We start from the raw sequence: 24,427 nt of genomic DNA, 5'->3' as shown, positions 1-24,427 counted from the left end.
TCACGCCACCGCGCGGGTATCGCGGGCAAGCTCTCGTAGCACGCCAGGCAGATTTTCCGCGCGGATCGGCGGGCAGAAGAAATAGCCTTGCGCTTCGGCGCAGCCGCCTGCCCGCACCCGATCCAATTGCTCCTGGGTCTCGATCCCCTCAGCCGTCACGATCATGCCAAGGCTCGCCGCGACGCTCGTTGCGGCCCGCACGATGGCGATCGCATCTTCATGGCTGGCGACATCGCGGACGAACGACCTGTCGATCTTGATCCGGTCGAAGGGAAAACGCCGCAGATAGTTGAACGACGAATAGCCGACGCCAAAATCATCCATCGAGATGCGCACGCCCAACGCATGCAGTTTGTGCAGGAGGGTCAGCGTTTGCTCGGTATCGGCCAGTAAGGCCGATTCGGTGATTTCGAGATCGAGCCGGCTGGCGGACAAACCGCTCATCGCCAATGCGTCGCTGACGTCATGCAGAAAGTCGCGGCCTGTGAATTGCAGCGGTGACACGTTGACCGAAAGCTTGATGTCGCGTGGCCAATTTACGGCCGCCTGACAGGCGCGGCGCAGAACCATGGCGCCGACTTCACCGATCGCACCGATCTCTTCCGCCACGGGAATGAAGTCGAGCGGGGAGATCAGCCCGAGCGAGGGATGGTGGATGCGCAGCAAGGCCTCGCAACCGGCGACGCCGCCCTGGCGGATGTTCATATAGGGCTGATAGTAGACCTCGAACAAATCCATCGCGATCGCTTCACGGATCGCGATTTCCATCTGCCGGCGTTTGTCAGCCGTCGTCGCCATCTGCGGTTCGAAAATGCGCAGCGTGCCCCGCCCTTCATCCTTGGCATGGCTGAGCGCCAGTTCGGCCATCTTGAAAAGATCATCCGCCTCGACGGCATCGATATCGGCGTGAGCGACCTTGAGATGGGCAATGCCGCAAGACGCCGTCATGCGCAGCACCGTATCGTCCAGCTCCAACGGCGCCGCGATACGCTCACTCAACGTTTTGGCGACCGTCGAGATTCCCAACGGTTGCTCCGTGCCCACCTGCAACACGCCAAAAACATCAGGCGCGACGCGGGCGGCCGTGCAATTGTCGGGCAGAGCCGTCTTGATCCGCCCGGCCAGCATGCACAACAACGCATCGCCAGCCAGATGCCCTTGCTCCTCATTGATCGCCTTGAAGCCATTGAGGTCCATGAACAGGACAGCAATTTCCGGTGCTACCGCTTCAGTATCCATCAAAGTGGCTTCGATCTTGTCGCGAAAAGCCCGGCGGTTCAGCAAGCCGGTCAGCATGTCGTGAGAGGCCAGGAAGCCGACGCGCAGATCGGCAAAGCGGCGCTCGGTGATGTCATGAAACGTCACGATCGCCCCGCCGCCTTCGGTCGGGCGATGGGTGATCGACAAGACACGCCCGTCGTCGCGGGTCTCGTAGGCGTAGTCGACATCCCCCGCCAACATGCGTTCACGCGTCCGGCGCAGAATGCCCAGCATGTTGAAATCGTCAGAGAGCCGCCGCTCCAACTCATTATAAGGGACGGCCGGTTGGTGGTGGCCATGGCGAAGGTCGAAAAACTCGGCAAATTCCCGGTTGGACACCGTCAGATTGCCGCCGGCATCAAACAGACCCAGAGCCTGGGGCATATCGTTGAACGCCGCGTCCAGGGGCCGATCCGCTGCGGGCTGCTCCCCCATGGCTGCCCGGCCCGTCCACCACACGGCCAGCAGAAGTAGGCAGCCCATCAAGATATGGGCGATAACCGGGACCGAAAGCTGCGATTCAGTGAAAAGGAGGTAGAGCGCGCCAAGCACGTAAAGTCCGATAACCGGAACGAAGATGCCCCTGGCAACTCTTGTCACGTCGCGCTCCCTGACCGGAGACAATCACGCTGTAGACGCCACTCGTTCTTCTTGTTCCCGTCCGTTGCTCAGCCAACCGGTATCCCGTGCAGACCAGGCCGCCGTCGTCGGAGGAAATTGGAACGATAAAACCTGGGATTAAACGCTAGGACCGATTCACTACCGGACGGTTACCGCACGGAAATTCGCTCTTACTGGCAACGGTTTGCTTGCTATCCCCTTGAGAAGCTCAAGCCGTTCGGAGGGGCATTGATCATACTGTATGATCAGGTGCTTATTGCTCAACATACGGACGGCATCTGTCAAGCCATCTTAATCGCCTGAACAAATCTAAATACCGCAGTATCCCACAACTAACCACATTTGCCGGATGTCCCGTCGATCTACCAAGCTTATCGGCTGGAAAACCGAGGAAACCGATTGCAAAAAGCTATCAGAATCGCGGCTGCCGAACTGGAGACCATGACCGCTGCGATCTTTAAAGCGGCGGGCCTGCCGGGGGACTGGGCGCAGATGGAAGCCGAAGTTCTGGTCTGGGCCGATCTGCGCGGCCTTGGCTCGCACGGGGTTCTGCGCGTCCCGGGCTATGTCGCCGGCATGCGCCACGGGCTGCGCCGCCCCGATGCCGATATTCGGGTCCTTTTTCAGAAAGGCGCTCTGGCCGTCGTCGAGGGCGATCGCGGGCCGGGGCTCTATGCCATGCGCAAGACGATGGAAGAAGCCATCGCTTTGGCGCGCGACCATGCCATCGGCTGGGTGACGCTGCGCAACGGCACCCACACCGGGCCACTCGGCTTCTATGTGCGACAAGCAACCGAGGCCGGTTTGATCGGCATCGCCTTCTCGTCGTCCCGTCCCCTGATGGCCTATCACGGCACCCGCGCGGCAACCGTCGGCACCGCGCCGCTGGCAATCGGCGTGCCGCGCCTGGGCAACGGCGCCCTTGTCCTCGACATGGCTCACGCCGCCATCACCATTGGCAATTTGGCGCAGGCGCGCCTCTCCGGAACGCCCCTGGCCGCAGGCGTGGCGCTCGATGCCACCGGACATGTCACCACCGATCCGACGCGCGCCGTAACGCCTCTGCCCGTCGGTGGCCCGAAAGGTGCCGGCATGGCTTTGATGATCGAATGCCTGGCAAGCCTCCTGGCCGGCGCGCCGCTGTTGAACACGGCCTTCGACGATCCAGCGCTCCGGCATGAGCACGTGCAGAACGGCGTCTGTATCGCGCTTGATCCCGAACTGTTCCTAGCGCCTGGCGCCTTCGCCGGGGAGGTCGAGCGGCTGGTGGACGGCGTGAAGGATCAACCGATCGCCGCCGGTTTCGCCGAGATTTTGATGCCAGGCGAGCGTGGCGATCGCGAAGCCATGCGGCGACAGCGCGACGGCATTCCGCTGCCAACAGCGCTTTGGGACGAATTGGCGGCGCTCGCCCGTCGGCTCGGTGTCGCTCTGCCCGAACCGCTCAACGACGGCTAGATTTGTTCGAGATCGGTGCGCGGGCGTGTTGGCGTAAAATATCGATAAAGCGCTGTGCCAGAGGCGTCAGCGACCGGTCGGCGGCATAAGCGAGCCCGAGTGCACGCACGGTGCCGGCTTCCTTGAGGCCATTGCGCTGGAGCGCGCCTGCCTTGATCTCAAGCTGCACGAGTTGTTGCGGCATGATGGCGATGCAATCGCTGTGCATGACGATCGTCTTGATGACGACCATGGAATCCGTCAGCACGGCACGCACGGGCCAAGGCACACCGCCGACGATGAACAAAGCTTCCAATTGATGGCGATAGGCACTTTGATCGCTTGGCAAAACCCACTGGGCGTCCGCCAGTGAGCGCAGAGACTGGCTGCGCTTCTGAAGGATGTCATTGCCGGCGCGAGCGATGAGACAGAACGTATCGCTCGACAATCGCTCCTCGATCACGCCTTTCCACGACGGATAGACACCGATCGGGCCGAGGCTGATGTCGAAACTGCCCTGCAAAAGCCCCTGCATGGCATCGGCAAAAACCGTTTCGCGAATATGGATCGCGGCGTCAGGCCATTCGGCTTTCACGGCGGCAATGGCGCGCGGCAGCACATGGGCGGCCGCGACCGGTGTCACCGCCAGATTGAGCGGGCCTTGCGCATCTGCGCGGCTGTGGACGGCCTCCTCGACAGCGCGTCGCATCTGCATGTCGATAATTTCGGCATGCCGCACCATCGCCGCACCAAGGGTGGTGGCAACGGCGCCGTTGCGCCCACGCTCGAGCAGCTTGCCACCGATATTCGCTTCAAGCTGCGCGATACTGGCCGACAGAGCCGGTTGCGAAATCCGTAGCTCTCGTGCCGCCAAGCTGAACGAGCCGCTGCGGACGATGGCCAGAAGATGACGAAGTTGACGGTGCTCGATATTCATAGATTTTGATTATGGAAATGGTGATTTTTCATATTTGACTTGGATAGATGAACTTCGTCAACCTCCGCCCGTTCGATCGATGGCCGCTGAGGGGAAAGCTGCCTGACCGTTTGTCGCTTGGTTTGTCACTTGGGAGGGGGACAACATGCATTTTCGTTTCGCGCTTGCCGTGTTGCTGGCGCTGACCGGTATGGTCACGGCGCAGACTTCACCTGCACAGACTTGGCCCGACCGCCCGGTGAGGATCATCGTCACGCAGAGCGGCGGCAGCACGCCCGACATTATCGCGCGACTTATCGCCGATCGCTTGACCACACAGTTGAAACAGCAATTCGTCATCGAAAACCGGCCTGGCGCTGCGAATATCCTCGGCACCCAGGCCGGCGCGCGGTCAACGCCGGACGGCTATACGTTTCTGTTCGCGACTACTGCCGGCCTGGCCACCAATCCGCATACCTTCGCCACGCTGCCCTACGATCCGGTGAAGGATTTCGTGCCTGTCGCCATGATCGCGAAAGGCCCATTCTTCCTGCTGGTCAATCCATCGGTCCCTGCGAAAACCCTGCCAGAACTCATCAGCCTGCAGAAGGCCGCGCCACGGACATTCTCCGTCGCCACCGATGGTCCGCGCTATTTCGGCGGTCTTCTCATTGCCTGGCTCGACAAGCTGGCCGGCACGCAAAGCGTGGAAGTGCCGTATCAATCGATCACGCAAGGTATTCAGGACACGATCGAAGGTCGCGTGCAGGTGATCGCGCTGCCGATCACTTCCGCCGTTCCCTTCATCGAATCCAAACAGCTCAGGCCACTGGCGGTGAGTTCGATCAAGCCGATGCCGAAATTCGAAAACATCGCTCCGATCGCCGAAACGCTTCCCGGCGTCGACATGATCGGCTGGTTCGCCATGATGGCACCCGCCGGCACGCCCAACGCCGTCGTGCAGAGCCTCAATCGCGAGATCGCGCGCATCCTCGACATGCCCGACATGAAAGACAGGCTCGTCGAACTGGGCTTCTTCACCGAAGGCGCCGGCACGCCGGCAACAACCGGCGACTATATCGCCGCCGAACGGGAAGCCTGGGGCCGCGTGGTCAAGGCGATCGAACTACCGCCCCTGGCGCAGCAATAAAGCGGAGCATAACTATGTACATGTACAACAGCTGGTATGTGGCCGCCTGGTCGCGCGACATCGACAGGTCGCTTAGCGCGCATACCCTCCTCGGCCAATCCATTCTGCTTTATCGCAAGTCCAATGGCGAGGTCGCCGCGCTTGAGAATCGTTGCGCCCATCGACATGTGCCGCTCTCCGCCGGGTTCATCTCCGGCGACGATGTGGAATGCGCCTATCATGGCCTGCGCTACAACAGCGACGGCATCTGCACGCGCGTGCCCTCGCAGGAGCGGGTTCCTGGCAAGGCGCGGGTGCGCGCCTATCCTATTGTCGAGCGCTACGGCTGGGTCTGGATCTGGATGGGCGCGGTGGAAGAGGCCGATGCCTCCAAAGTGCCCGACTTCTCCCGCCTCTCCGACAAAGGCTTCGCATCGACTGGCGGCACGAAACTGGTGCGCGCCAATTACGAATTGATCACCGACAACCTCATGGATCTCTCCCATGTCGGCTTCGTCCATCGCGAAACCATCGGCACGACCGAAATGGGCGAGAAAGGCGTGATCAAGGTGGATCGCTCCGAACAAGGCGTGCGCGTCACCCGATGGGTGATCGACGTGCCGGCACCGCCGACCCATGCGAAGACCGGCCTCGTGCCGACGGACAAAGGCGTCGACCGCTGGCAGATCATCGATTTCGAGCCGCCCTGTTACGTCAACATCTATGTCGGCAGTGTCGAGACGGGCACCGGCGCACCCCAGGGCCATCGGCAAGGCGGTGTCGGCCTCTGGATCATGAACGCGATGACGCCCATCGATGAGCATACGACCCATTATTTCTGGGGCGTCGGCCGTGATTTCAACGTCGACAGCGAGCAGGCGACGGCCTTCATCCATGACGAGATTTCACGCACCTTCGACGAAGATCTGGCGATTCTCGAATTGCAACAGAAAGCCATCGTGCAATTCAATCACCCTGCCAGCGTCGACATTCTCGCCGATGCCGGCGGCGTACAATCGCGCCGCCTGTTGCGAGGATTGATCGAAAACGAGCATGCCACCGAGAGCGACAGCCGGATTCAGCAGGCAGAACTGGCAAACTGACGTCACGCCTTCATGGGTGGGCGGCTCCGCACCGGGTTCGAACCATCCCACCCCACGGAGGCTTGCTGCATCTGGGTGAACATACGCTCGGTGATCGGAGTCATCTCGATGACTTCCACCATGCCCCCGACCAGCGACACCGTATCGAAATAGCCGACGCGAGCACCGCTCGGGACGGTGGCTTCATAAGCAAGGTCGAATCCCTCGGCCCGATATTTCGCCACGCCTGCCTCATAATCAGGCGCCGATATGCCGAAGTGGTGAAAGCCGTAGCCGCGCGCCGCGATGACCTCGGTATAAACCGACGGCGCGTCGTTCAACTGTTGCATGAGTTCATATTGCATGGAGCCGGAATAGCCCATGGCAATGGCGAGTTCGACATCGGTCGGCTGGCCGCGATAGGTCTGAACCGGAAACTTGCCGCCTTCGCGTAGAAACCAAGGACCTGCACCGGTCAGTCGTGTGAATTCGCGCATGGCAGCGTGAACATCCTCGACGACAAAAGCCATCTGGATAATGCCGTCCACCGGCTGGCCGAAATTCAGCAGCATGGTTTCCTCCGCTTTCGATGCCTTGACGCGCATCATTGCAGCGAAGGTAGGCGAGCGCCACCGCTGGAGGCAAGCTGCTAGTCGCTTTGAGCGGCGCGCGTGCGGCCCCATGCGCGGATCAGCGCCCGCTCCTCATCCGTCATGCCGGTGAGATTGTTGGGCGGCATGGCACGGGTCATCCCAGCGAACATACGGATTTCCTCGCGATAGCGCTCGACGAATTCGGGATGATCGAGACGGATGCCTTTGGGCGCGATGGAAATGCCCGGCCAGACAGGTTGCTGGGCATGGCACATGGCGCAGCGCGAGCTGACGATGTCAGCAATCTTTTCCGGCGCCTTGGGCAGGCCGGCGACCGGCGTATCGGGCTTCATCTCGGAGAGGCCCAACGTCTCGCGACCGGCAGAGGTCTGCGGCATGCTGATCCAGATCGCCGTCCACATGGCGAGCGCGGCGACGAGCCAAGCCCACCAGTGATTGCCACGACCGGCGTGACGCTCGTTGTAGAAATGGCGCACGACCGCGCCAGCGACGAGCACGAGGCCGATGACCACATAGGCATGCGGGCTCGAGTAGGACAGCGGATAATGCCCTGAGATCATCAGGAACAGCACCGGCAGGGTCAGGTAGTTGTTGTGGGTGGAGCGCTGCTTGCCGGTCTTGCCGAGCGCCGGATCGGGCTTCTCGCCTTTGATCAGCGAGTCGATCACCTTGTACTGATTGGGGATGATCACCAAAGCGACATTGCCGGTCATCATCGTCGCCATCAAAGCGCCGGTGTGGATGAAGGCGCCGCGCGCCGAAAACACCTGCTGATAGAGAAACGCCATCAGGATGATGAAAGCGAAGCCGATGGCAGCCAGCGCCAGATCGCTCTTGGCGATCGCTGAGCGGCAGAGCTGATCGTAGACGATCCAGCCCAGCACCAGACCGCCGATACCATAGGTGGCGGCGAGCCAGGGCGAGATCTGCCGCACGGCCGGATCGATCAGATAGACGTCGGCTGAAACGTAATAGACCCAGACCAGCAGAAAGAAGCCGGAGACCCAGGTCGAATAGGATTCCCATTTATGCCAGATCAGTTCGTCCGGCAGCTTCTCGGGCGCCACGAGATATTTGCGCACATGGTAGAAACCGCCGCCGTGGACTTCCCAGGCCTCGCCGCCCTTTTCCTTTGGGATTTCCGGCGTGGCCCGCAGCGCCGCGTCGATATGCATGAAATAGAAGGAGGAGCCGATCCAGGCGATGCCGGTGATGATGTGCACCCAACGGAGCAGCATGCCGCCCCATTCCATGATGATCCCGTCCATACGCCCCAGGTCTCCCAAACAGCCAGCCTGCGCCAAAACCAGCGAGGCAAATCCCACTTGCAAGTCTAGCAAGAAACCTGCCTTGCGATAGAATGAGAAAATTGCAATGATTTTCAAATCAGATTTGCAAGACTGACCTTTAGAGACCTCAAGTTCCTTGGCGACACTCGAAAACATCTCGGTGTTCATTCGGTCGGTGGAGGCGGGCTCATTTTCCGCCGCCGGCCGTAGCCTCGGCCTGTCGGCGGCGGTGGTCAGCCACCGCATCAAGACCCTGGAGCGCCATCTCGGCTGCCGCCTCTTCCACCGCACCACCCGGCAGATGCGGCTGACCGAACAGGGCCGCGTCTTCTACGAGCGCTGCATCGAAATCCGTGAGGCGGTGCAACGGGCGGAAAGCAGCGTCGCCGAAATGGGCGCGGCGCCCCGTGGGTCCTTGAAAATCACCGCCCCGCTCGGCCTCGGCCGCGAGGTCATCACCCCGGCCATCGTCAATTTCCGCTCGGCCTACCCGCTGATCGACGTACGGCTGCGCCTGTCCGACTATCTGATCGATCTTTTGATGGAATCGGTCGATATCGCCGTGCGCATGGCAGTGATGGAGGATTCCTCCCTCACCATGCGCAAGATCGCCGATGTCGATCGGGTGCTGGTCGCTTCGCCTGCCTATCTCGCCCGGCGCGGCAAACCGCAGCAGATCGAGGATCTCTTCAACCACGAATGCCTGCTGCTGCGTTTTCCCGGCAGCCAGCAGGTGCGCTGGTCGCTGCTGGAGAACGGCACCGCGCGGCAGGTGCCAGTCTCAGGTTCGACCGATGCGGATGACGGCGACGTCCTCACCCAATGGGCGCTGGGCGGCCTGGGCATTGCGTTGAAACCGGCTTTCGAGGTGTCGGAACATTTGCGCTCGGGCGCCCTTGAGACGGTGCTGGACGATACGCCGCCGATGCCGGTGACCTTGAGCCTGCTCTATCCCTATCCGCGCGCCATGCCGAGCAAGGTGCGGGCCTTCGCCGATATGGTCATCCCGATGATCCGGGCGCATCTGGCCGAGCGGGCCCTGCCCAAGGCGGTTCGCCCGGCCCCGATCTTGCCTCGCACCGCCTGATCGCCATTGCCCACGCCGTGTGCGATCACTTTCAAATTCTTTTTTCAAATCTGACGATTTCTCTGCGCTAGCATAGAGTTGTGGAGCTGACGTATGGCCGGTCTTTCAACGCATATTCTCGACACCCATTCGGGCATCCCGGCCCAAGGGGTGAAAATCGAACTCTTCGCCATCGGCCCTGACGGCACAGCCGTCAGCCAGGGCAGCTTCACCACCAATGCGGATGGGCGCACCGACGGACTGCTCCTCAGCCCCGAGGCGATCCGGCCTGGCACCTTCGAGCTGCGCTTCCACATGGGCGCCTATTTCCGCGGCCGCGGTATCGCGCTTCCCGAGCCGCTGTTTCTCGACGTGATCCCGCTTCGCTTCGGCATTTCCGATCCGGCCAAGCACTATCACGTGCCGCTGCTCGCCTCGCCCTGGTCCTATTCCACCTATCGGGGGTCGTGATGAGTGATTATCCCCGCGACATGATCGGCTACGGCCGCAACGTGCCCAACGCGCGCTGGCCGGGCCAGGCGCGCATCGCCGTGCAATTCGTCATCAATTACGAGGAGGGCGGCGAGAACTGCATCCTGCATGGCGATGCGGCTTCGGAAGCGTTTCTCTCTGAAATCGTCGGCGCCGCGCCCTGGCCGGGCCAGCGGCACATGAACATGGAATCGATCTACGAATATGGATCGCGGTCCGGCTTCTGGCGGCTGCATCGCATGTTCACCGAACGGAACATGCCAGTCACCGTCTTCGCCATCGCCACCGCCTTGGCGCGCAATCTCGAAGCCGTTGCCGGTATGAAGGACGCCGGCTGGGAAATCGCCAGCCATGGCCTCAAATGGATCGACTATCGCGATGTCGATGCGGAGATCGAGCGCCGCCATATCCGCGAGGCGGTCGCGCTTCATACGCAAGTGACTGGCACGCCGCCGCTCGGCTTCTACCAGGGCCGCACGTCGGAACAAACGATCCCGCTCGCCACGGCCGAGGGCAGCTTCCTTTATTTCGCCGATTCCTATGCCGACGAACTGCCCTATTGGATCGAGGCGCATGGCCACCACGAACTGGTTGTGCCCTATACGCTCGATGCCAACGATATGCGCTTCGCCACGCCGCAGGGTTTCAACAGCGGCGACCAGTTTTTCAGCTATCTGAAGGATAGCTTCGACACGCTCTATGCCGAGGGTGCCGACAGTCCGAAGATGATGTCGATCGGCCTGCATTGTCGGCTTGTCGGACGGCCGGGCCGCGCGGCTGCTTTGGCGCGCTTTCTCGATTATGTGCAATCGCATGAGCGGGTCTGGGTGACGCGGCGTCTCGATATCGCGCGGCATTGGATCAAGGCCCATCCGCCAGAGGGTGGCTACAAGCCGAGCCGGATGGCGCTGCCGCTGTTCCTCGAACTCTATGGCGACATTTTCGAACATACGCCTCAGATCGCCGAGCGCGCCCACCGTGCCGGCCTGACCAGCAGCGAAGACACGGCCGGCGGCATGCATGCCGCACTGGTGAAAGCCATGCGCGCCATGGACAATGGCGAAAAGCTGAAACTCATCCGCGCCCATCCCGATCTTGCCGGCCGTCTCGCCGTGGCGAAACAGCTCACGGCGGATTCGACCAGGGAGCAGAGTTCCGCCGGCCTCGACAGGCTGACACCGGATGAGCTGAAACGCTTCACCGAGATCAACGACGCCTATCGCAGCAAATTCGGCTTTCCCTTCATCATGGCGGTGAAGGGCGCGAGCAAGGAACAGATCCTTGCCGGCTTCGAACAGCGCATCGGCAATTCGGTGGAAGCCGAAACGGAAACGGCGCTCAGCCAGATCGAACGTATCGCCGCCCTGCGGCTCGCCGATCGGTTGCCGCAATGAGCACGATCGCGCCGCTCGTCCAGACCACGGGCCAGGCCTTGGTGGCGCGCATCGAGGCGCTGGCGCAATTCAGCGCCGATTCCGACATGCTGACGCGACTGACCTTGACGCAGGCGCATCGCAACGCCGCCGACATGGTGACGGCCTGGATGATCCAAGCCGGCATGAAGGTACATATCGATGCCCTCGGCACGGTCGTCGGCCGCATCGAGGCTCATCGGCAGGCGGGCAAGGCCGCCAAGACGCTGCTGCTCGGCTCCCATATCGACACGGTGCGCAACGCCGGCAAGTATGACGGCAATTTCGGCGTCATCGCGGCCATCGCCGCCGTCGACAGATTGAAGAGCGAGGGCGCCGCCCTGCCCTTCGCCATCGAAGTGCTGGCTTTTGGCGATGAAGAAGGTGTGCGCTATCCCTCGACCCTGACGGGATCGCGCTCGATCGCCGGCACGTTCGATCCCGCTGCGCTCGACCATCAAGATGCTGACGGCATCAGCCGCCGCGAAGCCCTGATCCGCTTCGGCGCCGATCCGGGCTATGCGACGAAACAGGCACGCGATCCGGCCAAGACCCTCGGCTATGTGGAAGTGCATATCGAACAAGGGCCGGTGCTCGAATCCGAGGGCCTGCCGATCGGTATCGTCACCGCCATCAACGGCGCCACACGCGGCACGATCTCGATCACCGGCAAGAGCGGCCATTCCGGCACCTTGCCGATGAGCCTGCGCCACGATGCCTTGACGGCGGCGGCGGAGATGATCCTTGCCATTGAAACCATCGGCCGCAGCCAACGCGGCCTGGTGGCGACGGTCGGACAGATCGAGACGCCTTATGGAGCGGTCAACATCGTGCCTGGTACCGTGACCATGTCGCTCGACGTGCGCAGCCCGTCCGACACGGAACGCAAAGCCGCGGTGGCGCGTATCGCCGAGGAGATCAGCCGGATCGCCCAGCGGCGCGGCGTCGAAGCGGTGTTCACGCCAAGCTACGACATGCCGGCAGCGCCGTGCGATGCCGCGCTGATGGATATGCTCGGCCGCAGCTTCCAGCATCTGGGCCATGCGGCTTACAGGCTTGCCAGCGGCGCCGGCCACGATGCCATGTCGTTCAACGGCCGCATCCCCATCGCCATGATTTTCGCGCGCTGCCGTGGCGGCGTCAGCCACAACCCGGCGGAGTTCACCTCGCCGGGCGACATGGAGGCGGCCACCGTCGCCCTCTACGAATTCCTCAAAACGCTTTCTGCTGAATTTGGAGCCGGATCATGAATGTCGTCATCGACGGGCACTCGCTCACCGCTGCGGATGTGGTGGCGGTCAGCCGGCGTGATGCGTCCGGTGCCTTTGCCAAAGTCGGCCTGTCGCCAGAAGCGCGCGCCAAGCTCGCGGCCACGCGCGACTGGCTCGATCAGAACTTCATGAACGACGAAGCGCCGCTCATGTATTCCTTCAACACCGGCGTCGGCCTGTTCAAGGATCAGCGCGTGCTGATGAAGGACATGGTCGAATATCAGCGCAAGTCGGTCTATGCGCATGCGACGGGCATCGGTGAACCCTTCGATGAAGACGTTGTGCGCGCCACCATGTTGCTGCGCGCCAATGCCTTCGCCTCCAACTATTCCGGTCCACGCGTCGAACTGGTGGAACGCCTGCTCGACTGTCTGAACGCTGGCCTTGTGCCCTATATTCCGCAAAAGGGGTCCGTCGGCGCCTCTGGCGATCTGGCGCCGCTCGCCCATATGTCGGGTGCGATCTGCGGTTTTGCTGAAGCGCAGATGTTCTGGCAGGGCAAATTGATGAGCGCGCAGGATGCGCTCGCCTCCGCCGGTCTGTCGAAGACATTCGATCTCTCGGCTAAGGATGCCTCCTGTCTGATCAACGGGTCCACCGTCTCGCTGGCGCTGGCAGCGCTGGTGATCGAGGATGGCAAGCGCATTCTCAAACATGCCGATATTTCGCTGTCTCTGTCGCTCGAATGCTTGCGCGGCGAACTCGCGGCTTTCCAGGCGCGCGTTCATGCGGCCCGCCCGCATCCAGGCCAGGCGGCGACGGCGCGCAATGTGCTGAAACTCGTCGGCGACTCGCAGCGCTGTTCGGAAGCGGCACGCCACACGGTCTATCCGGATGAAGGCCGCGATCCCTCGAAACCGCCGGCCCCGCGGGTGCAGGACGTCTATTCGCTGCGCTGCGGCCCGCAGGTGCATGGCCCGGTGCGCGAGGCGCTCGCCTATGCCGATCGCATCATCGCCACCGAAATCAATTCCGCCACCGACAACCCGCTGGTCTTCGACAACGGCAAAGGTGGTTATGAAATCATCTCCGGTGGCCATTTCCATGGGCAATATGTGGCGCAGGCCATGGACATCGTCGCCATGGTGCTGACCGATCTCGGCTCGATCTGCGAACGCCGGCTCGCGCGCCTGATCGACCCGACCATGAGCTATGGCCTGCCGCGCAACCTGCTCGCCGGCACGCGTGGCCTCAACACCGGCTATGCGACGGTGCAGTGCTCGATGTCGGCTTTGGTGATGGAGAACCGCACCCTGTCCACGCCGGGCTCGGTCGATTCCATTCCCGGCAAGTCGAATGCCGAGGACCATGTGTCGAACTCCACCTGGTGCGGCCGCAAGGCGCGCACCATCGCCGAGAATGTCGAACAGATCGTCGCCGGCGAACTTCTGCTGGCCACCCAAGCGCTGTCGCTGATCGACAAAGTCGCGGCCCAACATCCCATCGGCAGCGGCACGAAAGCCGCCCTCGGCGCCGTGCGCGCGGTGATCGCCCCGGCGCTCGACGGCGACCGCTGGTACGGCATCGAAATGGTGCAGGCCCGCGATCTGGTTCAATCGAATGCCATCGTCACCGCCGTGGAGACGGCAGTCGGCGGGTTGGAATAGATCGCGGTCGCCACCGCTTTGACATGAAACCGGCGCGCCTCGCTGGAGGGCTTGGATGGCGCACCGGTTGAGGAGGACTTTTGGCGCGCATCGAAGCGCGCCAACTGAAGGGGGATGTCATGAGCGATTCAAATATAAGCAAAGTCGATCAAAAGCTGCCGCTCGGCATTTTGACGGCACTCGGCCTGCAGCATGTTCTGGTGATGTATGCGGGTGCGGTGGCCGTCCCCTTGATCATCGGCCGCGCTCTGAAACTGCCGCCCGAGGATGTCGCCTTTCTGATCAGCGCCGATCTCTTCGCCTGCGGCATCGCCACTTTGGTGCAAAGCTATGGCATCTGGGGCACGGGCATCCGCCTGCCAGTGATGATGGGCGTCACCTTCGCCTCCGTCGGGCCGATGCTGACCATGGCCAACATGCCCGAGATCGGCATTCTCGGTATTTTCGGCTCGGTGATCGCCGCCGGCATATTCGGCACGCTGGTCGCGCCGTTCATCTCTCGGCTGCTGCCGCTGTTTCCGCCCGTCGTCACCGGCACGATCATCATGATCATCGGCATTTCGCTGATGCGCGTCGGCATCAATTGGGCCGGCGGCGGCATCCCCACTCTCACGCGCGTCGTCGATGGGGTAGCCGGTCAGTTTCCCAATCCGGCTTATGGACAGGTGCAGGGGCTGGGGCTCGCCTTCTTCGTGCTGCTGGTGATCCTGGCCATCATCAAATGGACGGACGGCTTTCTGCGCAACATCTCGGTTCTGCTCGGCATCGTCATCGGCTGCATCATTGCTTCCCTGATGGGCGTGATGCATTTCGAGAAGGTGGTCGCCGCGCCGTGGTTCGACATCGTCACGCCGTTTCATTTCGGCATGCCGAAATTCCATCTCGTGCCCGTGCTCACCATGTGCATCGTCATGATCGTGGTGATGATCGAGTCGCTCGGCATGTTCCTGGCGCTAGGGGAAATGACCGGCGTCAAGGTCAAACAGAACGATCTGACACGCGGCCTGCGCGCCGACGGCGTCGGCACGCTCATCGGCGGCATCTTCAACACCTTCCCGTATACGTCATTTTCGCAGAACATCGGCCTCGTCGGGGTTACGGGCGTGCGCTCGCGCTGGGTGACGATCACCGGCGGTGTCATCCTGTTGCTGCTGGGCCTGTTGCCGAAAATGGCGGCGCTGGTCGAAGCGGTGCCGACCGTGGTACTCGGTGGAGCCGGCCTCGTCATGTTCGGCATGGTGGCAGCGACCGGCGCGCGCATCCTCACCGGCGTCGACTTCAAGGGCAATGCCAACAACATGTTCATCGTGGCGATTTCGGTCGGCTTTGGCATGATCCCGCTGGCTGCGCCGAACTTCTTCAAGAACCTGCCACACGATCTGCATCCGCTGCTCGAATCCGGCATCTTGCTGTGCGCGATCTCCGCCGTCGCCTTGAATGCCTTCTTCAACGGCATCAAGAGCATGGACGAGGCACAGGCCGAAGCGTCGACCTCGGCTGCTAAGATCGAGCACGCCTGACATACCCACGCAAAAAAGGGGCCGCCGGACACATCCGACGGCCCCTGTTCTTTTGCCTCGAGATCAGCCGCGCAGCTTGAGCAGCTTGATGGCGTTTTCCTTGAGGATCAGCGGACGCACTTCCGGCTTGATGTCGATCGCTTCGAAATCCTTCAGCCAACGATCCGGCGTGATCGCCGGGAAGTCCGAACCGAACAGCACTTTGTGCTTCAGCAGCGAATTGGCGTATTGCACGAGGATCGGCGGAAAATATTTCGGCGACCAGCCGGAAAGGTCGATGTAGACGTTGGGCTTGTGCAAGGCGACAGCGCAGGCTTCTTCCTGCCAGGGGAAGGACGGATGCGCCATGATGATCGGCATATCCGGGAAGTCAGCCGCCACCGCATCGAGATACATCGGGTTGGAATATTCGAGCTTGATGCCGAAGCCGCCGCGCATGCCCGAACCGACGCCCGTCTGGCCGGTGTGAAACAGAGCCGGCTTGCCGGTCTCGGCGATCGCTTCGTAGAGCGGATAGCACATGCGGTCGCTGGGATGAAAACCCTGGGTCGAGGGATGGAATTTGAATCCCTGCACGCCGAAATCGCGCACCAGCCGCTTCGCCTCCCGCGCGCCAAGCTTGCCCTTGTGCGGATCGATCGAGGCGAAGGGAATCATGATGTCGGAATTTTCGTTGGCCAAGGTCGCCACTTCCTCGTTGGGATAGCGGCGGTGGCCGAGATTGTGTTCGTGATCGACGGTGAAGATGACGACAGCGATCTTCCGCTTGCGATAGTATTCGGCGATTTCCGGAATGGTCGGCTGCTCGAATTCCTTTTTGAAATATTTCTTCATGCCCTCCTGCAGTTCGCGGGAATCTTCCCATGATGGGCAACCGCACGGCCCCTCCGCATGGGTGTGAACGTCAATCGCCACCAGATTATCTAAATCGAGCATCGTCTCGCCTTGCCAAATCGCCTTGCCAAACCGCGCCCCTCGCGCGGCCGCATACTAACTATCATGGACCCTGATATGCAACCTCGCTCCACTGCAAAGCTGGGGCGGATCAAGCGGCCAGGGTCGGCGTCGTATTGGGCGTGATCGTCTCATCCGGCTCGCCGACAGTCGACACCGGCAGTTGCTCGACATTGAGGATCGGCAGCACTTCGCCGAACCACAGCGCATTGACCAGATGGTCCTGGCGCGGGTGGCGGGTGTCGGGATGGACGAGAATGGTCAGGCCGGCCCGATTGATCATCAACCAAGGCACGAAAGCGGCGAATTGGTCGACCTCGAACGCCACCTGATACATCGGCCGCGCATGCGGGCCGACGAGCCGGTCATGCCATCGGCCCAGCTGGACGCGAAAGCGCTCGCCGATCTGCGCCCGCAGGGTCTCGGCCACGGCCCGCTCGGCCGCGTCCTTGAAATAGATATGGGCGTGGTAGCCGATGATGGTGTCGAGCGCGTGGGGTGTCTTCATCGTTCATTTCCGCTGCAATTTTCGAAGCTGAGCGATCCGCGCATATCTCCGCCGCAATCGCAAGCGATTGACAGACGGCTTATTCAATTATACCTATTAAATAGGTGATATCAATATTTCTACATTAGAATAATGATAAATAGCGACTTGACAAGCGAACCCCGTCCCTGTCGTCTGCGGGGCCCTTCTTCAGCTTAGCTGTTAGGGTCGCGCCGGCCAAACCTGAAATCAACGAGCCAGTATGTCAGCCTTCAACAAGGAACAAGTCCTCTCGGTCCGCCACTGGACCGACACGCTGTTCAGCTTCACCACCACCCGCGATCCCGGTTTCCGCTTTTTGAACGGCCAGTTCACGATGATGGGCCTCGAAGTCGAGGGCCGGCCGTTGTTGCGCGCCTACAGCATGGCGAGCGCCAATTATGAAGAGAACCTCGAGTTCTTTTCTATCAAGGTGCCCGATGGTCCGCTGACCTCGCGCCTGCAGAAGATCAAGGAAGGCGACATCATTCTCGTCGGCCGCAAGGCGACCGGCACCCTGGTCACCGACAATCTGCATCCGGGCAAGCGCCTGCTGCTGCTGTCGACGGGCACGGGCCTCGCGCCCTTCGCAAGCCTGATCAAGGACCCCGAGATCTATGATCTCTACGAGAAGGTCGTACTCGTGCACGGCTGCCGCCTCGTGTCGGAACTGACCTATGGCGAAAAGCTCGTCGCGCGCGTGCGCGAAGACGAAGTGCTAGCCGACTTCGTCAATGACAAGCTGATCTACTATCCGACGGTGACCCGCGAGCCCTTCCAAAATCGTGGCCGCGTCACCGATCTCATCGAATCCGGCAAGATGTTCGACGATATCGGCCTGCCGCATCTCGACCGCGAAACCGACCGCGTAATGCTGTGCGGCAATCCGAGCATGCTGGAAGATCTGCGGCGCCTCTTCGAGGAACGCGGCTTCGACGAAGGCAATCACAGCGAACCCGGCCATTTCGTCATCGAAAAGGCGTTCGTGGAACGCTGACCAAATGCGGGGAGGCTGGCCCATGCCCCTCCCCGCCTTTTCAAGCTCACATATGGCCCGGTTGCGCTTGCGGCAGGCTCGCCGCATCCGCTTCATTGGTCACGGGCTTGCGCCGCGAGCAGAAGCCGATGAGCAGCGGCAGATAAATCAGGATCAGGATCGGCGCCAATAGAATGCCGCCGACGACCACCATGGCCAAGGGCTTTTGCACCTGCGAGCCGATGCCGGTGGAGACCGCCGCCGGGAACAGGCCGACGCAGGCCGCGACGCATGTCATCATCACCGGCCGCATGCGGATCGTCGCCGCCTCATAGATCGCCTTTGCTCGCTCGACACCTTCATCGATCAATGCGTTGAAGGTCGTCAGCAGAATGACGCCCTCCATCACCGATATGCCGAACAGCGCGATGAATCCCATGGCCGCCGATACGCTGAAGGCCGTGCCGGTCAAGAACAGTGTGACGACACCGCCGACCAATGCCATTGGGATGACGGACATCGCCAGAAACGTATCGATGAGGGATGAGAAGTTAAGATAGAGCAGCAAGGCGATCAGCAACAAAGTGAGCGGAACGACCACTTGAAGACGCGCGATCGCATCTTTCAGATTACCGAATTCGCCGACCCATTCGAGACGCATGCCCGGCGGCAGCTTGACCTCCTCGGCGATGCGTCGCTGTGCCTCCTCAATGGCGCCACCCAGATCGCGATCGCGGACGCTAAACTTGATTGGCAGGTAGCGCTCCTGCTGTTCGCGATAGATGTAGGAGGCCCCCGTGACGAGCTGAACGGTGGCGACATCGCTGAGCGGAATTTGCGAGATCGATCCGTTGGCGCCTTGAACGCCGATCGTCAGATTGCGAATGGCCTCCGCGCTCTGGCGGAATTCCGGCGACAGCCGCACGATGATCGGGAAATGACGATCGCTGCCGTTCTCATAGAGATCGCCAGCGGATTGGCCGCCGATCGCCGCGTGGATCGCCGTGTTGATATCGCCCGGCGCCAGACCATAGCGAGAAGCACGCTCGCGATCGACGTCGATCTGGATCGTCGGCTGGCCAAGCGACGTGAAGACCGAAAGATCCTTGATGCCCGGCACGGTGGCCAGAACCGCCTTGATCTTATTGGCCGTGTCCGTCAGCACCGCCAGGTCGTTGCCGAACAGCTTGATCGAGTTCTCGCCTTTCACGCCAGAGACTGCCTCGGCGACGTTGTCTTGCAGATATTGCGAGAAGTTGAACTCGATGCCGGGAAAACGGTTTTGCAGCCGTTCGAGAATTTCGGCGGTCAGTTTGTCCTTGTTCATGCCAGGCCGCCAGCTCCCGGCCGGCACCAGCGGCGCGAAGAATTCAGCGTTGAAGAAACCGGTCGCATCGGTGCCATCGTCGGGGCGCCCGTGCTGCGACACAACCGATTGCACTTCCGGCACGGCTTCGATGACCGCGCGGATCTGATTCACGTAGCCATTGCCTTCGGTGAGCGAGATGGTCGCGGGCATAGTGGCACGGATCCACAGATTGCCTTCTTCAAGCTTCGGCAAGAATTCAAGACCGAGGCCGCGACCGGCCGCGAGAGCGCAGCCGAACAGCACGACGGCAGTGGCCACCGTGCGGCGTGGATTGTCCAACGCCTTGCGCAGCAACGGCCGGTAGATCCTGTCGAGCGTGCGCACCAGCCAGGTCTCGGTTTCGCGCACGCGCTCCGGCAAGAGAAGAGCCGAGAGCGCCGGCGAAATAAGGAATGTCCCGAACAGACCGCCAGCCAGGGCATAGGCATAGGTCTTGGCCATGGGTCCGAAGATATGCGCCTCGACACCGCTCAACGTAAACAACGGCAGAAAAGCGGCGATGATGATTGCACCGGAAAACAGGATCGCCCGGCTCATGCTCACGGCCGAACCATAGATGATGTTGAGCTTACCGTTGCGGCCAAAAGGCCCGGCCGGATCGACGCTTCCCGGCGACGAACGATGCGCCAGATGGCGGAAGATATTCTCCACCATGATGACCGTGGCATCGACGATCAAGCCAAAGTCTATGGCCCCGACGGAAAGCAGATTAGCGGATTCGCCGCGCATCACCATGATGCCGATGGCGATACATAGGGAGAAAGGAATCGTCGTGGCGACGATGATGGCGCTGCGAAGGTCGCCGAGAAACAGCCATTGGATGAGGAAGACGAGAAGAATGCCGACGATCATATTGTGCAGAACGGTATGGGTCGTCAGGTCGATCAGCTCTTTACGATCGTAAATCCGTTCGATCTTCACCCCAGGCGGCAGGACACCGGACGTGTTGATCTGCTCGACGGCGGCATGCACGTTGAGAATCGTCGGCATGCTCTTTTCGCCGCGCCGCATCAGGACGATGCCTTGCACGATGTCGTTGTCATCGTCTTTCCCGGCAATGCCGAGACGTGGCTGATTGCTGATGATGACGTCGGCGATATCCTTGACCAAAACAGCGCTGCCGCCGGTCTGGGTCAGCATGGTGTTGCGGACATCGTCGACGGTGCGGATGGAACCGACACCGCGAATGACGGCCGATTGCGAGCCGATGTCGACCGTATTGCCGCCGACATTGATATTGGCATTGTTGATGGCCTGGATAACCTGCGGCAGTGTCAGCCCATAAGCCACCAGCTTGTCGAATTTGACCTGAACTTCGTAGGTTTTCGTCTTGCCACCCCACCCCGTCACGTCGATCACGCCCGGTATGGCGCGGAACCGGCGCTGCAGCACCCAATCCTGCAAGGTCTTGAGGTCGAGAACGCTATAGCCCGGCGGTCCCGTAAGTTTGTAGCGGTAGATTTCGCCAATCGGCGAAACGGGCGAGATCGTCGGCTGCGCGCCATTAGGCAGATTGGGCAATTGCGAAAGGCGATTGAGAACCTGTTGCAACGCTTGTTCATAGCTGTAGTCGAAGGTGAACTGAACTTTCACATCCGACAGCCCATAGAGAGAAATGGTCCGCATGACGCGCGAATTCGGGAGACCCGAAACCTGCGTTTCGATCGGAATGGTGATATAGCGCTCGACCTCTTCCGCCGACATGCCATCGCTTTGCGTGACGATATCGACCATCGGCGGCACCGGATCGGGATAAGCCTCGATATTGAGGTTCTGAAAGGCGACGAATCCGCCCAGTAATACGGTACCAAGCAGCAGGATCACCAGGACGCGCTGACGCAGCGCGAATTCAATCAGCTTATGCACTGACCTACCCTCGAACAGAATTTAAAGACGTCAACCGGCGCTGGCGACGCTGGCACGATCGATGAACAGGCCGCCACGCGTCACCACGGTTTCGCCGGGGCGCAGGCCGCTTTTGATTTCGACGAAATCGCCGTTGACCAAGCCCGTCGTCACGTTACGTGGCGTGATCTCGCCATTGCGGTAAATCCAGAGGCGGATGTTGTCGCCCTCATAGATCAAGGCATGGCGCGGAATGCCGACGGAAGAGGTTTCGCTGGCAACATCGATCGTCGCACTGGCGAACATTTCCGGCCGCAATTTGCGATCCGGGTTAGCGATGGTGCCGCGCACTTGCAAACGGCGTGAGGATGGATCGACCGAGGAAGAGATGTAATCGACGGTCGCCTGAAACCGCTGCCCGGAATAGGCCAACAGGGACACGCTGATCGGTTGACCGAGGCGGATCGCGCTGGCATCGCTTTCGCGCACATTGGCGACGACCCAGACGGATGAGAGGTCGCCAATTACGAACGCCGGATCGCTGCCGCCGCCCGAAATGAATTGGCCCGGTCCGATCTTGCGCTGCACCACCGTGCCGCTGAGTGGCGCATAAATGGGCGTCTCGGCGCTGATACGTCCTTCATTCTTGAAGCGTTCGATCTCCTGGTCCGTGCGGCCGAGCAGACGCAAACGATTGCTCGCGGCCTCGACCGCGACTTTGCCAGAGCGCACGTCATTCTGCGCGGCGGTCAGGTCGGCCTGAGCCTGCTGCCAATCCTTCTGCGCCAGCGCGTGAACGAGATAGAGATCATGCGAACGCTTTTCAGCGATCTTGGTGAGGTTTTCCTGCGAGAGCGCTTTGTTGAGCGTGGCGACGGCGGCAATGAAATCGGACTGCGCCTGAACCATATCGGCGGCTTCGACCGTGAACAGCACCTGTCCACGTTCGACCTGATCGCCAGGCTTGGCGAGAATCCGAATGACCCGGCCCGAATAGGCCGGATAGATCGGCGTGGCTTCATCTTCGTTGACCGCGATCTTGCCATCGGTGGTCAAGGTCGAACGAAAGCGCATTTCGATTGCCGGTTCGAGCGTGACGGAAGCGATTTGCGCTTCGGACATTTTGAAGGAAGAGGTGGCTGGCGTGGATATTTTGCGGCCACCCTCCGAGGTCTCGGGCTTCGGCGCGGTCTGCGACGGCAGCGCCCAGGCCAAAACCCCACCGACGGCGACGACGCCAGCGACATAAGGCAGCGCGCGCCAGACCGGTTTCCGGCTGCTGGAAGTATCAACCACGGCGATGCCTCGAAAATAATGTTGCGATCTGCTTTTGCGATAGGCGCGCAGACTGACAAAAGCCTGACCGCGAACTGACGCGAAGCTGACCGCAAGATTTTCGGCACAAATCGCCGATCAATTCGCCGCGACCCACGCGTTCTTTTTGGGCGGAACGATCGTCCTGCGAATTGATTGACCTCCTGTAAGGCAAAAGGAGAGGCCAATGACGAAGATTGCAACCGCTGTCGGTCTGGCAGCGATGCTGGCCGTGCCTGCCTTCGCGCAGGCACCGGCGCCCAGCAACACCAGACCAACCGACAATACGACGGATTCAGGCACGAGACCTGGCGCGCGAGCGCCATCAGGTGCTCCGGGTGTCGGCGTCGATCGGCAGGATCGCCGCGAACAGCGGACCGACGATGCCAAACAAAGCACGACAGGACAGGGCTCAACGGGCGCCGCCGGCATGGCACCTCCGGGCGTGCCCGGCGCAACGACACCTCAAGACAGGCGCGAACAGAGAAGCAATGATCTCAAACAGCAGAACAGTGATCCAGGTACATCGGGCGGCAGACCAACACGTTAATTCTCTGATGATGGGAACAAATGAATTATCTCGGCATTAAATGAAAAGAGAACCGCCCCATCGGCCGCCAGCCGCGGTTCTCCCCCAACCTCCTCATCCGCCGGTACTTCACCGGCGGATTTTTTTGTCACTGCCGCACGTGACGCGATCACACTACATGAAAAGGTATCGTTGCATTATCGACAAACCCAATTGGATCGATTTTGTTTTACGTGTCCTTTGGAAGGGCACATGAGAAATCGAATCCTGATCTCCATCATGCGCGACGGGATCGCAGTTCATCCTGCAATCGTCTTCGGTCTGGTTGCGCTCTCGGCTATTTTATTCGTGATCGCGACGACGCTCACGTTCGATGCCCTGTAGTCGTGCGGCGCGGGCCTTCAAAAGAAGCTGTCGAGAAACCTCGCCGTTGACACGGTAATGCCAACGATCTTGTCGGTAGCCTGACGATAAAGTTTGAAATTGAGTTCGGTCTGCGGTTGGCCATCATCCCATGTGGCGAACGCCTTCACGTCGGCTCGGCCCAGCGACGCTTTGGCTCTCGCCAGTCGCTTGATCCGCACACTGACGCGCGGCGTCTGGCGTTCGATACGGGGATTTCGTGCAACCGGCGTGGCCGCTTCCACGACACCGCGCGCGAAGAGCCCCTTGCCGCCCGCATTCTCGCTCGCGATCAGAAATATCTTATCGCCGGCGGCAATCAGCTTGCCGCCATACATCGTCTTTCGCGCCGTGAAGGCGTATGTCGCGGCGTCGAGATCCTCGACCTCGGTTTTGATCACGTAGGCCGTTTCAGCTTGCGGCGTCATGTCCAGAGCCCTTCCGCCAGTGAGCGAGATAGGCCGATAAGATACCGAGAGAAGCGCCGGAGGGGACCGCTCTCACAACGTCACCTCACAACAGCCGTTTGACCCGGCGAAAAGAGATCAAATGCATGATTTTGGCAAACCAGTTTCGCAAACCGGCGATGCTTTAGCGAAATAAAGAGGCTAAGTGCTTGATTTTATGGTGCCCGGGGGCGGAATCGAACCACCGACACTGCGATTTTCAGTCGCATGCTCTACCAACTGAGCTACCCGGGCGTTTCGCGCTGAGAGCGGAAAGTGGGGCGCTTATAGGAAGCGCCTGAGAGCTTGTAAAGTCCGCAAGAGCGCCACGGGACAGATTGTCCTCATCC

The 24,427-nt window shown here is 61.0% G+C and carries 21 protein-coding genes and 1 tRNA gene; 12 read left to right on the top strand and 10 right to left on the bottom strand.

Translation table 11 applies throughout. The features are described 5' to 3' along the window. Positions 1-1,860 carry an EAL domain-containing protein gene (locus OIM99_RS26820; RefSeq protein ID WP_311853587.1) on the bottom strand — a complete coding sequence of 620 codons (1,860 nt, stop codon included), beginning with the start codon at positions 1,858-1,860 and terminating at the stop codon, positions 1-3. Between the two features lie 363 nt (positions 1,861-2,223). Here OIM99_RS26820 and OIM99_RS26815 point away from each other — a divergent pair, with 363 nt between their 5' ends. Then, complete coding sequence (locus OIM99_RS26815) at positions 2,224-3,339, top strand: Ldh family oxidoreductase (RefSeq protein ID WP_311853586.1); 1,116 nt, start codon at positions 2,224-2,226, stop codon at positions 3,337-3,339. On the opposite strand, the gene OIM99_RS26810 is transcribed toward OIM99_RS26815, so the two are convergent. Next, entirely contained in the window at positions 3,326-4,255 is a 930-nt protein-coding gene (locus tag OIM99_RS26810) for a LysR family transcriptional regulator (RefSeq protein ID WP_311853585.1), read from the bottom strand. The genes OIM99_RS26815 and OIM99_RS26810 overlap by 14 nt on opposite strands. A 145-nt stretch (positions 4,256-4,400) precedes the next feature. Here OIM99_RS26810 and OIM99_RS26805 point away from each other — a divergent pair, with 145 nt between their 5' ends. Next, positions 4,401-5,384: a tripartite tricarboxylate transporter substrate-binding protein gene (locus OIM99_RS26805; protein ID WP_311853584.1), complete on the top strand. Its 984-nt coding sequence runs from the start codon at positions 4,401-4,403 to the stop codon at positions 5,382-5,384. A 14-nt stretch (positions 5,385-5,398) separates the two neighbouring features. Continuing rightward, positions 5,399-6,466, top strand: coding sequence for an aromatic ring-hydroxylating dioxygenase subunit alpha (locus tag OIM99_RS26800; RefSeq protein WP_311853583.1), 1,068 nt, complete (start codon positions 5,399-5,401; stop codon positions 6,464-6,466). 2 nt (positions 6,467-6,468) lie between these two features. Here OIM99_RS26800 and OIM99_RS26795 read toward each other — a convergent pair whose 3' ends face one another. Both OIM99_RS26795 and OIM99_RS26790 read right to left on the bottom strand, forming a co-directional pair. After that, positions 6,469-7,017, bottom strand: coding sequence for a VOC family protein (locus OIM99_RS26795; protein ID WP_311853582.1), 549 nt, complete (start codon positions 7,015-7,017; stop codon positions 6,469-6,471). Positions 7,018-7,094: 77 nt separating this feature from the next. Then, positions 7,095-8,327 (bottom strand): urate hydroxylase PuuD, encoded by a 1,233-nt coding sequence (locus OIM99_RS26790; RefSeq protein WP_311853581.1) that lies wholly within the window; start codon positions 8,325-8,327, stop codon positions 7,095-7,097. A gap of 157 nt (positions 8,328-8,484) precedes the next feature. On the opposite strand from OIM99_RS26790, the gene OIM99_RS26785 reads away from it, so the two are divergent. From OIM99_RS26785 to OIM99_RS26760, 6 genes are all read left to right on the top strand, one after another. Continuing rightward, a complete protein-coding gene (locus OIM99_RS26785) occupies positions 8,485-9,435 on the top strand; it encodes a LysR family transcriptional regulator (RefSeq protein ID WP_311853580.1) in 951 nt (316 codons plus the stop codon). Between the two features lie 93 nt (positions 9,436-9,528). Beyond that, complete coding sequence (gene uraH, locus OIM99_RS26780; RefSeq protein WP_311853579.1) at positions 9,529-9,885, top strand: hydroxyisourate hydrolase; 357 nt, start codon at positions 9,529-9,531, stop codon at positions 9,883-9,885. Beyond that, on the top strand, positions 9,885-11,300 hold the full coding sequence (puuE, locus tag OIM99_RS26775; protein WP_409371570.1) for an allantoinase PuuE: 1,416 nt from the start codon (positions 9,885-9,887) through the stop codon (positions 11,298-11,300). The genes uraH and puuE overlap by 1 nt, the downstream gene beginning before the upstream one ends. Continuing rightward, positions 11,297-12,568: an allantoate amidohydrolase gene (locus OIM99_RS26770; RefSeq protein ID WP_311853577.1), complete on the top strand. Its 1,272-nt coding sequence runs from the start codon at positions 11,297-11,299 to the stop codon at positions 12,566-12,568. Before puuE ends, OIM99_RS26770 begins: the two co-directional genes overlap by 4 nt. Next, the gene (locus tag OIM99_RS26765) at positions 12,565-14,196 is read left to right on the top strand and encodes an aromatic amino acid ammonia-lyase (protein ID WP_311853576.1); all 1,632 of its coding nucleotides are present in this window, start codon (positions 12,565-12,567) and stop codon (positions 14,194-14,196) included. Before OIM99_RS26770 ends, OIM99_RS26765 begins: the two co-directional genes overlap by 4 nt. 119 nt (positions 14,197-14,315) lie before the next feature. Continuing rightward, the gene (locus OIM99_RS26760) at positions 14,316-15,716 is read left to right on the top strand and encodes a nucleobase:cation symporter-2 family protein (RefSeq protein WP_311853575.1); all 1,401 of its coding nucleotides are present in this window, start codon (positions 14,316-14,318) and stop codon (positions 15,714-15,716) included. A 63-nt stretch (positions 15,717-15,779) separates the two neighbouring features. On the opposite strand, the gene OIM99_RS26755 is transcribed toward OIM99_RS26760, so the two are convergent. Together OIM99_RS26755 and OIM99_RS26750 are read right to left on the bottom strand one after the other, a co-directional pair. After that, positions 15,780-16,652, bottom strand: coding sequence for an amidohydrolase family protein (locus OIM99_RS26755; protein ID WP_311853574.1), 873 nt, complete (start codon positions 16,650-16,652; stop codon positions 15,780-15,782). Positions 16,653-16,761: 109 nt separating this feature from the next. Then, positions 16,762-17,178 carry a DOPA 4,5-dioxygenase family protein gene (locus OIM99_RS26750; protein ID WP_311853573.1) on the bottom strand — a complete coding sequence of 139 codons (417 nt, stop codon included), beginning with the start codon at positions 17,176-17,178 and terminating at the stop codon, positions 16,762-16,764. Between the two features lie 241 nt (positions 17,179-17,419). Between OIM99_RS26750 and OIM99_RS26745 the strand changes: the two genes are divergently transcribed. Continuing rightward, positions 17,420-18,193, top strand: coding sequence for a ferredoxin--NADP reductase (locus tag OIM99_RS26745; protein ID WP_311853572.1), 774 nt, complete (start codon positions 17,420-17,422; stop codon positions 18,191-18,193). Positions 18,194-18,239: 46 nt separating this feature from the next. On the opposite strand, the gene OIM99_RS26740 is transcribed toward OIM99_RS26745, so the two are convergent. Together OIM99_RS26740 and OIM99_RS26735 are read right to left on the bottom strand one after the other, a co-directional pair. Then, positions 18,240-21,398, bottom strand: coding sequence for an efflux RND transporter permease subunit (locus tag OIM99_RS26740; protein WP_409371584.1), 3,159 nt, complete (start codon positions 21,396-21,398; stop codon positions 18,240-18,242). 39 nt (positions 21,399-21,437) lie between these two features. Then, positions 21,438-22,682, bottom strand: coding sequence for an efflux RND transporter periplasmic adaptor subunit (locus tag OIM99_RS26735; RefSeq protein ID WP_311853570.1), 1,245 nt, complete (start codon positions 22,680-22,682; stop codon positions 21,438-21,440). A gap of 205 nt (positions 22,683-22,887) precedes the next feature. Here OIM99_RS26735 and OIM99_RS26730 point away from each other — a divergent pair, with 205 nt between their 5' ends. Both OIM99_RS26730 and OIM99_RS26725 read left to right on the top strand, forming a co-directional pair. Then, positions 22,888-23,250, top strand: coding sequence for a hypothetical protein (locus OIM99_RS26730; protein ID WP_311853569.1), 363 nt, complete (start codon positions 22,888-22,890; stop codon positions 23,248-23,250). 231 nt (positions 23,251-23,481) lie between these two features. Beyond that, complete coding sequence (locus tag OIM99_RS26725; RefSeq protein WP_311853568.1) at positions 23,482-23,613, top strand: hypothetical protein; 132 nt, start codon at positions 23,482-23,484, stop codon at positions 23,611-23,613. Between the two features lie 17 nt (positions 23,614-23,630). Here the strand turns inward: OIM99_RS26725 and OIM99_RS26720 are convergent, their stop codons facing one another. Then, the gene (locus OIM99_RS26720; protein ID WP_311853567.1) at positions 23,631-24,059 is read right to left on the bottom strand and encodes a hypothetical protein; all 429 of its coding nucleotides are present in this window, start codon (positions 24,057-24,059) and stop codon (positions 23,631-23,633) included. A 197-nt stretch (positions 24,060-24,256) separates the two neighbouring features. After that, positions 24,257-24,332: transfer RNA gene (locus OIM99_RS26715), tRNA-Phe, on the bottom strand. Positions 24,333-24,427 lie beyond the last annotated feature (95 nt).

Source organism: Methylocella sp. CPCC 101449 (genome assembly GCF_031921685.1).
In the GTDB taxonomy this organism is placed as follows: domain Bacteria; phylum Pseudomonadota; class Alphaproteobacteria; order Rhizobiales; family Beijerinckiaceae; genus Terripilifer.
The sequence above is the reverse complement of the archived record's forward strand: the minus strand, read 5'-3'. Positions and strand labels throughout refer to the sequence as shown.

Coding starts and splice junctions, on each gene's coding strand:
- uraH (WP_311853579.1), top strand. CDS start 9,529: ATGGCCGGTCTTTCAACGCATATTCTCGACACCCATTCGGGCATCCCG.
- OIM99_RS26755 (WP_311853574.1), bottom strand. CDS start 16,652: ATGCTCGATTTAGATAATCTGGTGGCGATTGACGTTCACACCCATGCG.
- OIM99_RS26810 (WP_311853585.1), bottom strand. CDS start 4,255: ATGAATATCGAGCACCGTCAACTTCGTCATCTTCTGGCCATCGTCCGC.
- OIM99_RS26750 (WP_311853573.1), bottom strand. CDS start 17,178: ATGAAGACACCCCACGCGCTCGACACCATCATCGGCTACCACGCCCAT.
- OIM99_RS26800 (WP_311853583.1), top strand. CDS start 5,399: ATGTACATGTACAACAGCTGGTATGTGGCCGCCTGGTCGCGCGACATC.
- OIM99_RS26765 (WP_311853576.1), top strand. CDS start 12,565: ATGAATGTCGTCATCGACGGGCACTCGCTCACCGCTGCGGATGTGGTG.
- OIM99_RS26725 (WP_311853568.1), top strand. CDS start 23,482: ATGAGAAATCGAATCCTGATCTCCATCATGCGCGACGGGATCGCAGTT.
- OIM99_RS26720 (WP_311853567.1), bottom strand. CDS start 24,059: ATGACGCCGCAAGCTGAAACGGCCTACGTGATCAAAACCGAGGTCGAG.
- OIM99_RS26745 (WP_311853572.1), top strand. CDS start 17,420: ATGTCAGCCTTCAACAAGGAACAAGTCCTCTCGGTCCGCCACTGGACC.
- OIM99_RS26730 (WP_311853569.1), top strand. CDS start 22,888: ATGACGAAGATTGCAACCGCTGTCGGTCTGGCAGCGATGCTGGCCGTG.
- OIM99_RS26795 (WP_311853582.1), bottom strand. CDS start 7,017: ATGCTGCTGAATTTCGGCCAGCCGGTGGACGGCATTATCCAGATGGCT.
- puuE (WP_409371570.1), top strand. CDS start 9,885: ATGAGTGATTATCCCCGCGACATGATCGGCTACGGCCGCAACGTGCCC.
- OIM99_RS26770 (WP_311853577.1), top strand. CDS start 11,297: ATGAGCACGATCGCGCCGCTCGTCCAGACCACGGGCCAGGCCTTGGTG.
- OIM99_RS26805 (WP_311853584.1), top strand. CDS start 4,401: ATGCATTTTCGTTTCGCGCTTGCCGTGTTGCTGGCGCTGACCGGTATG.
- OIM99_RS26760 (WP_311853575.1), top strand. CDS start 14,316: ATGAGCGATTCAAATATAAGCAAAGTCGATCAAAAGCTGCCGCTCGGC.
- OIM99_RS26790 (WP_311853581.1), bottom strand. CDS start 8,327: ATGGACGGGATCATCATGGAATGGGGCGGCATGCTGCTCCGTTGGGTG.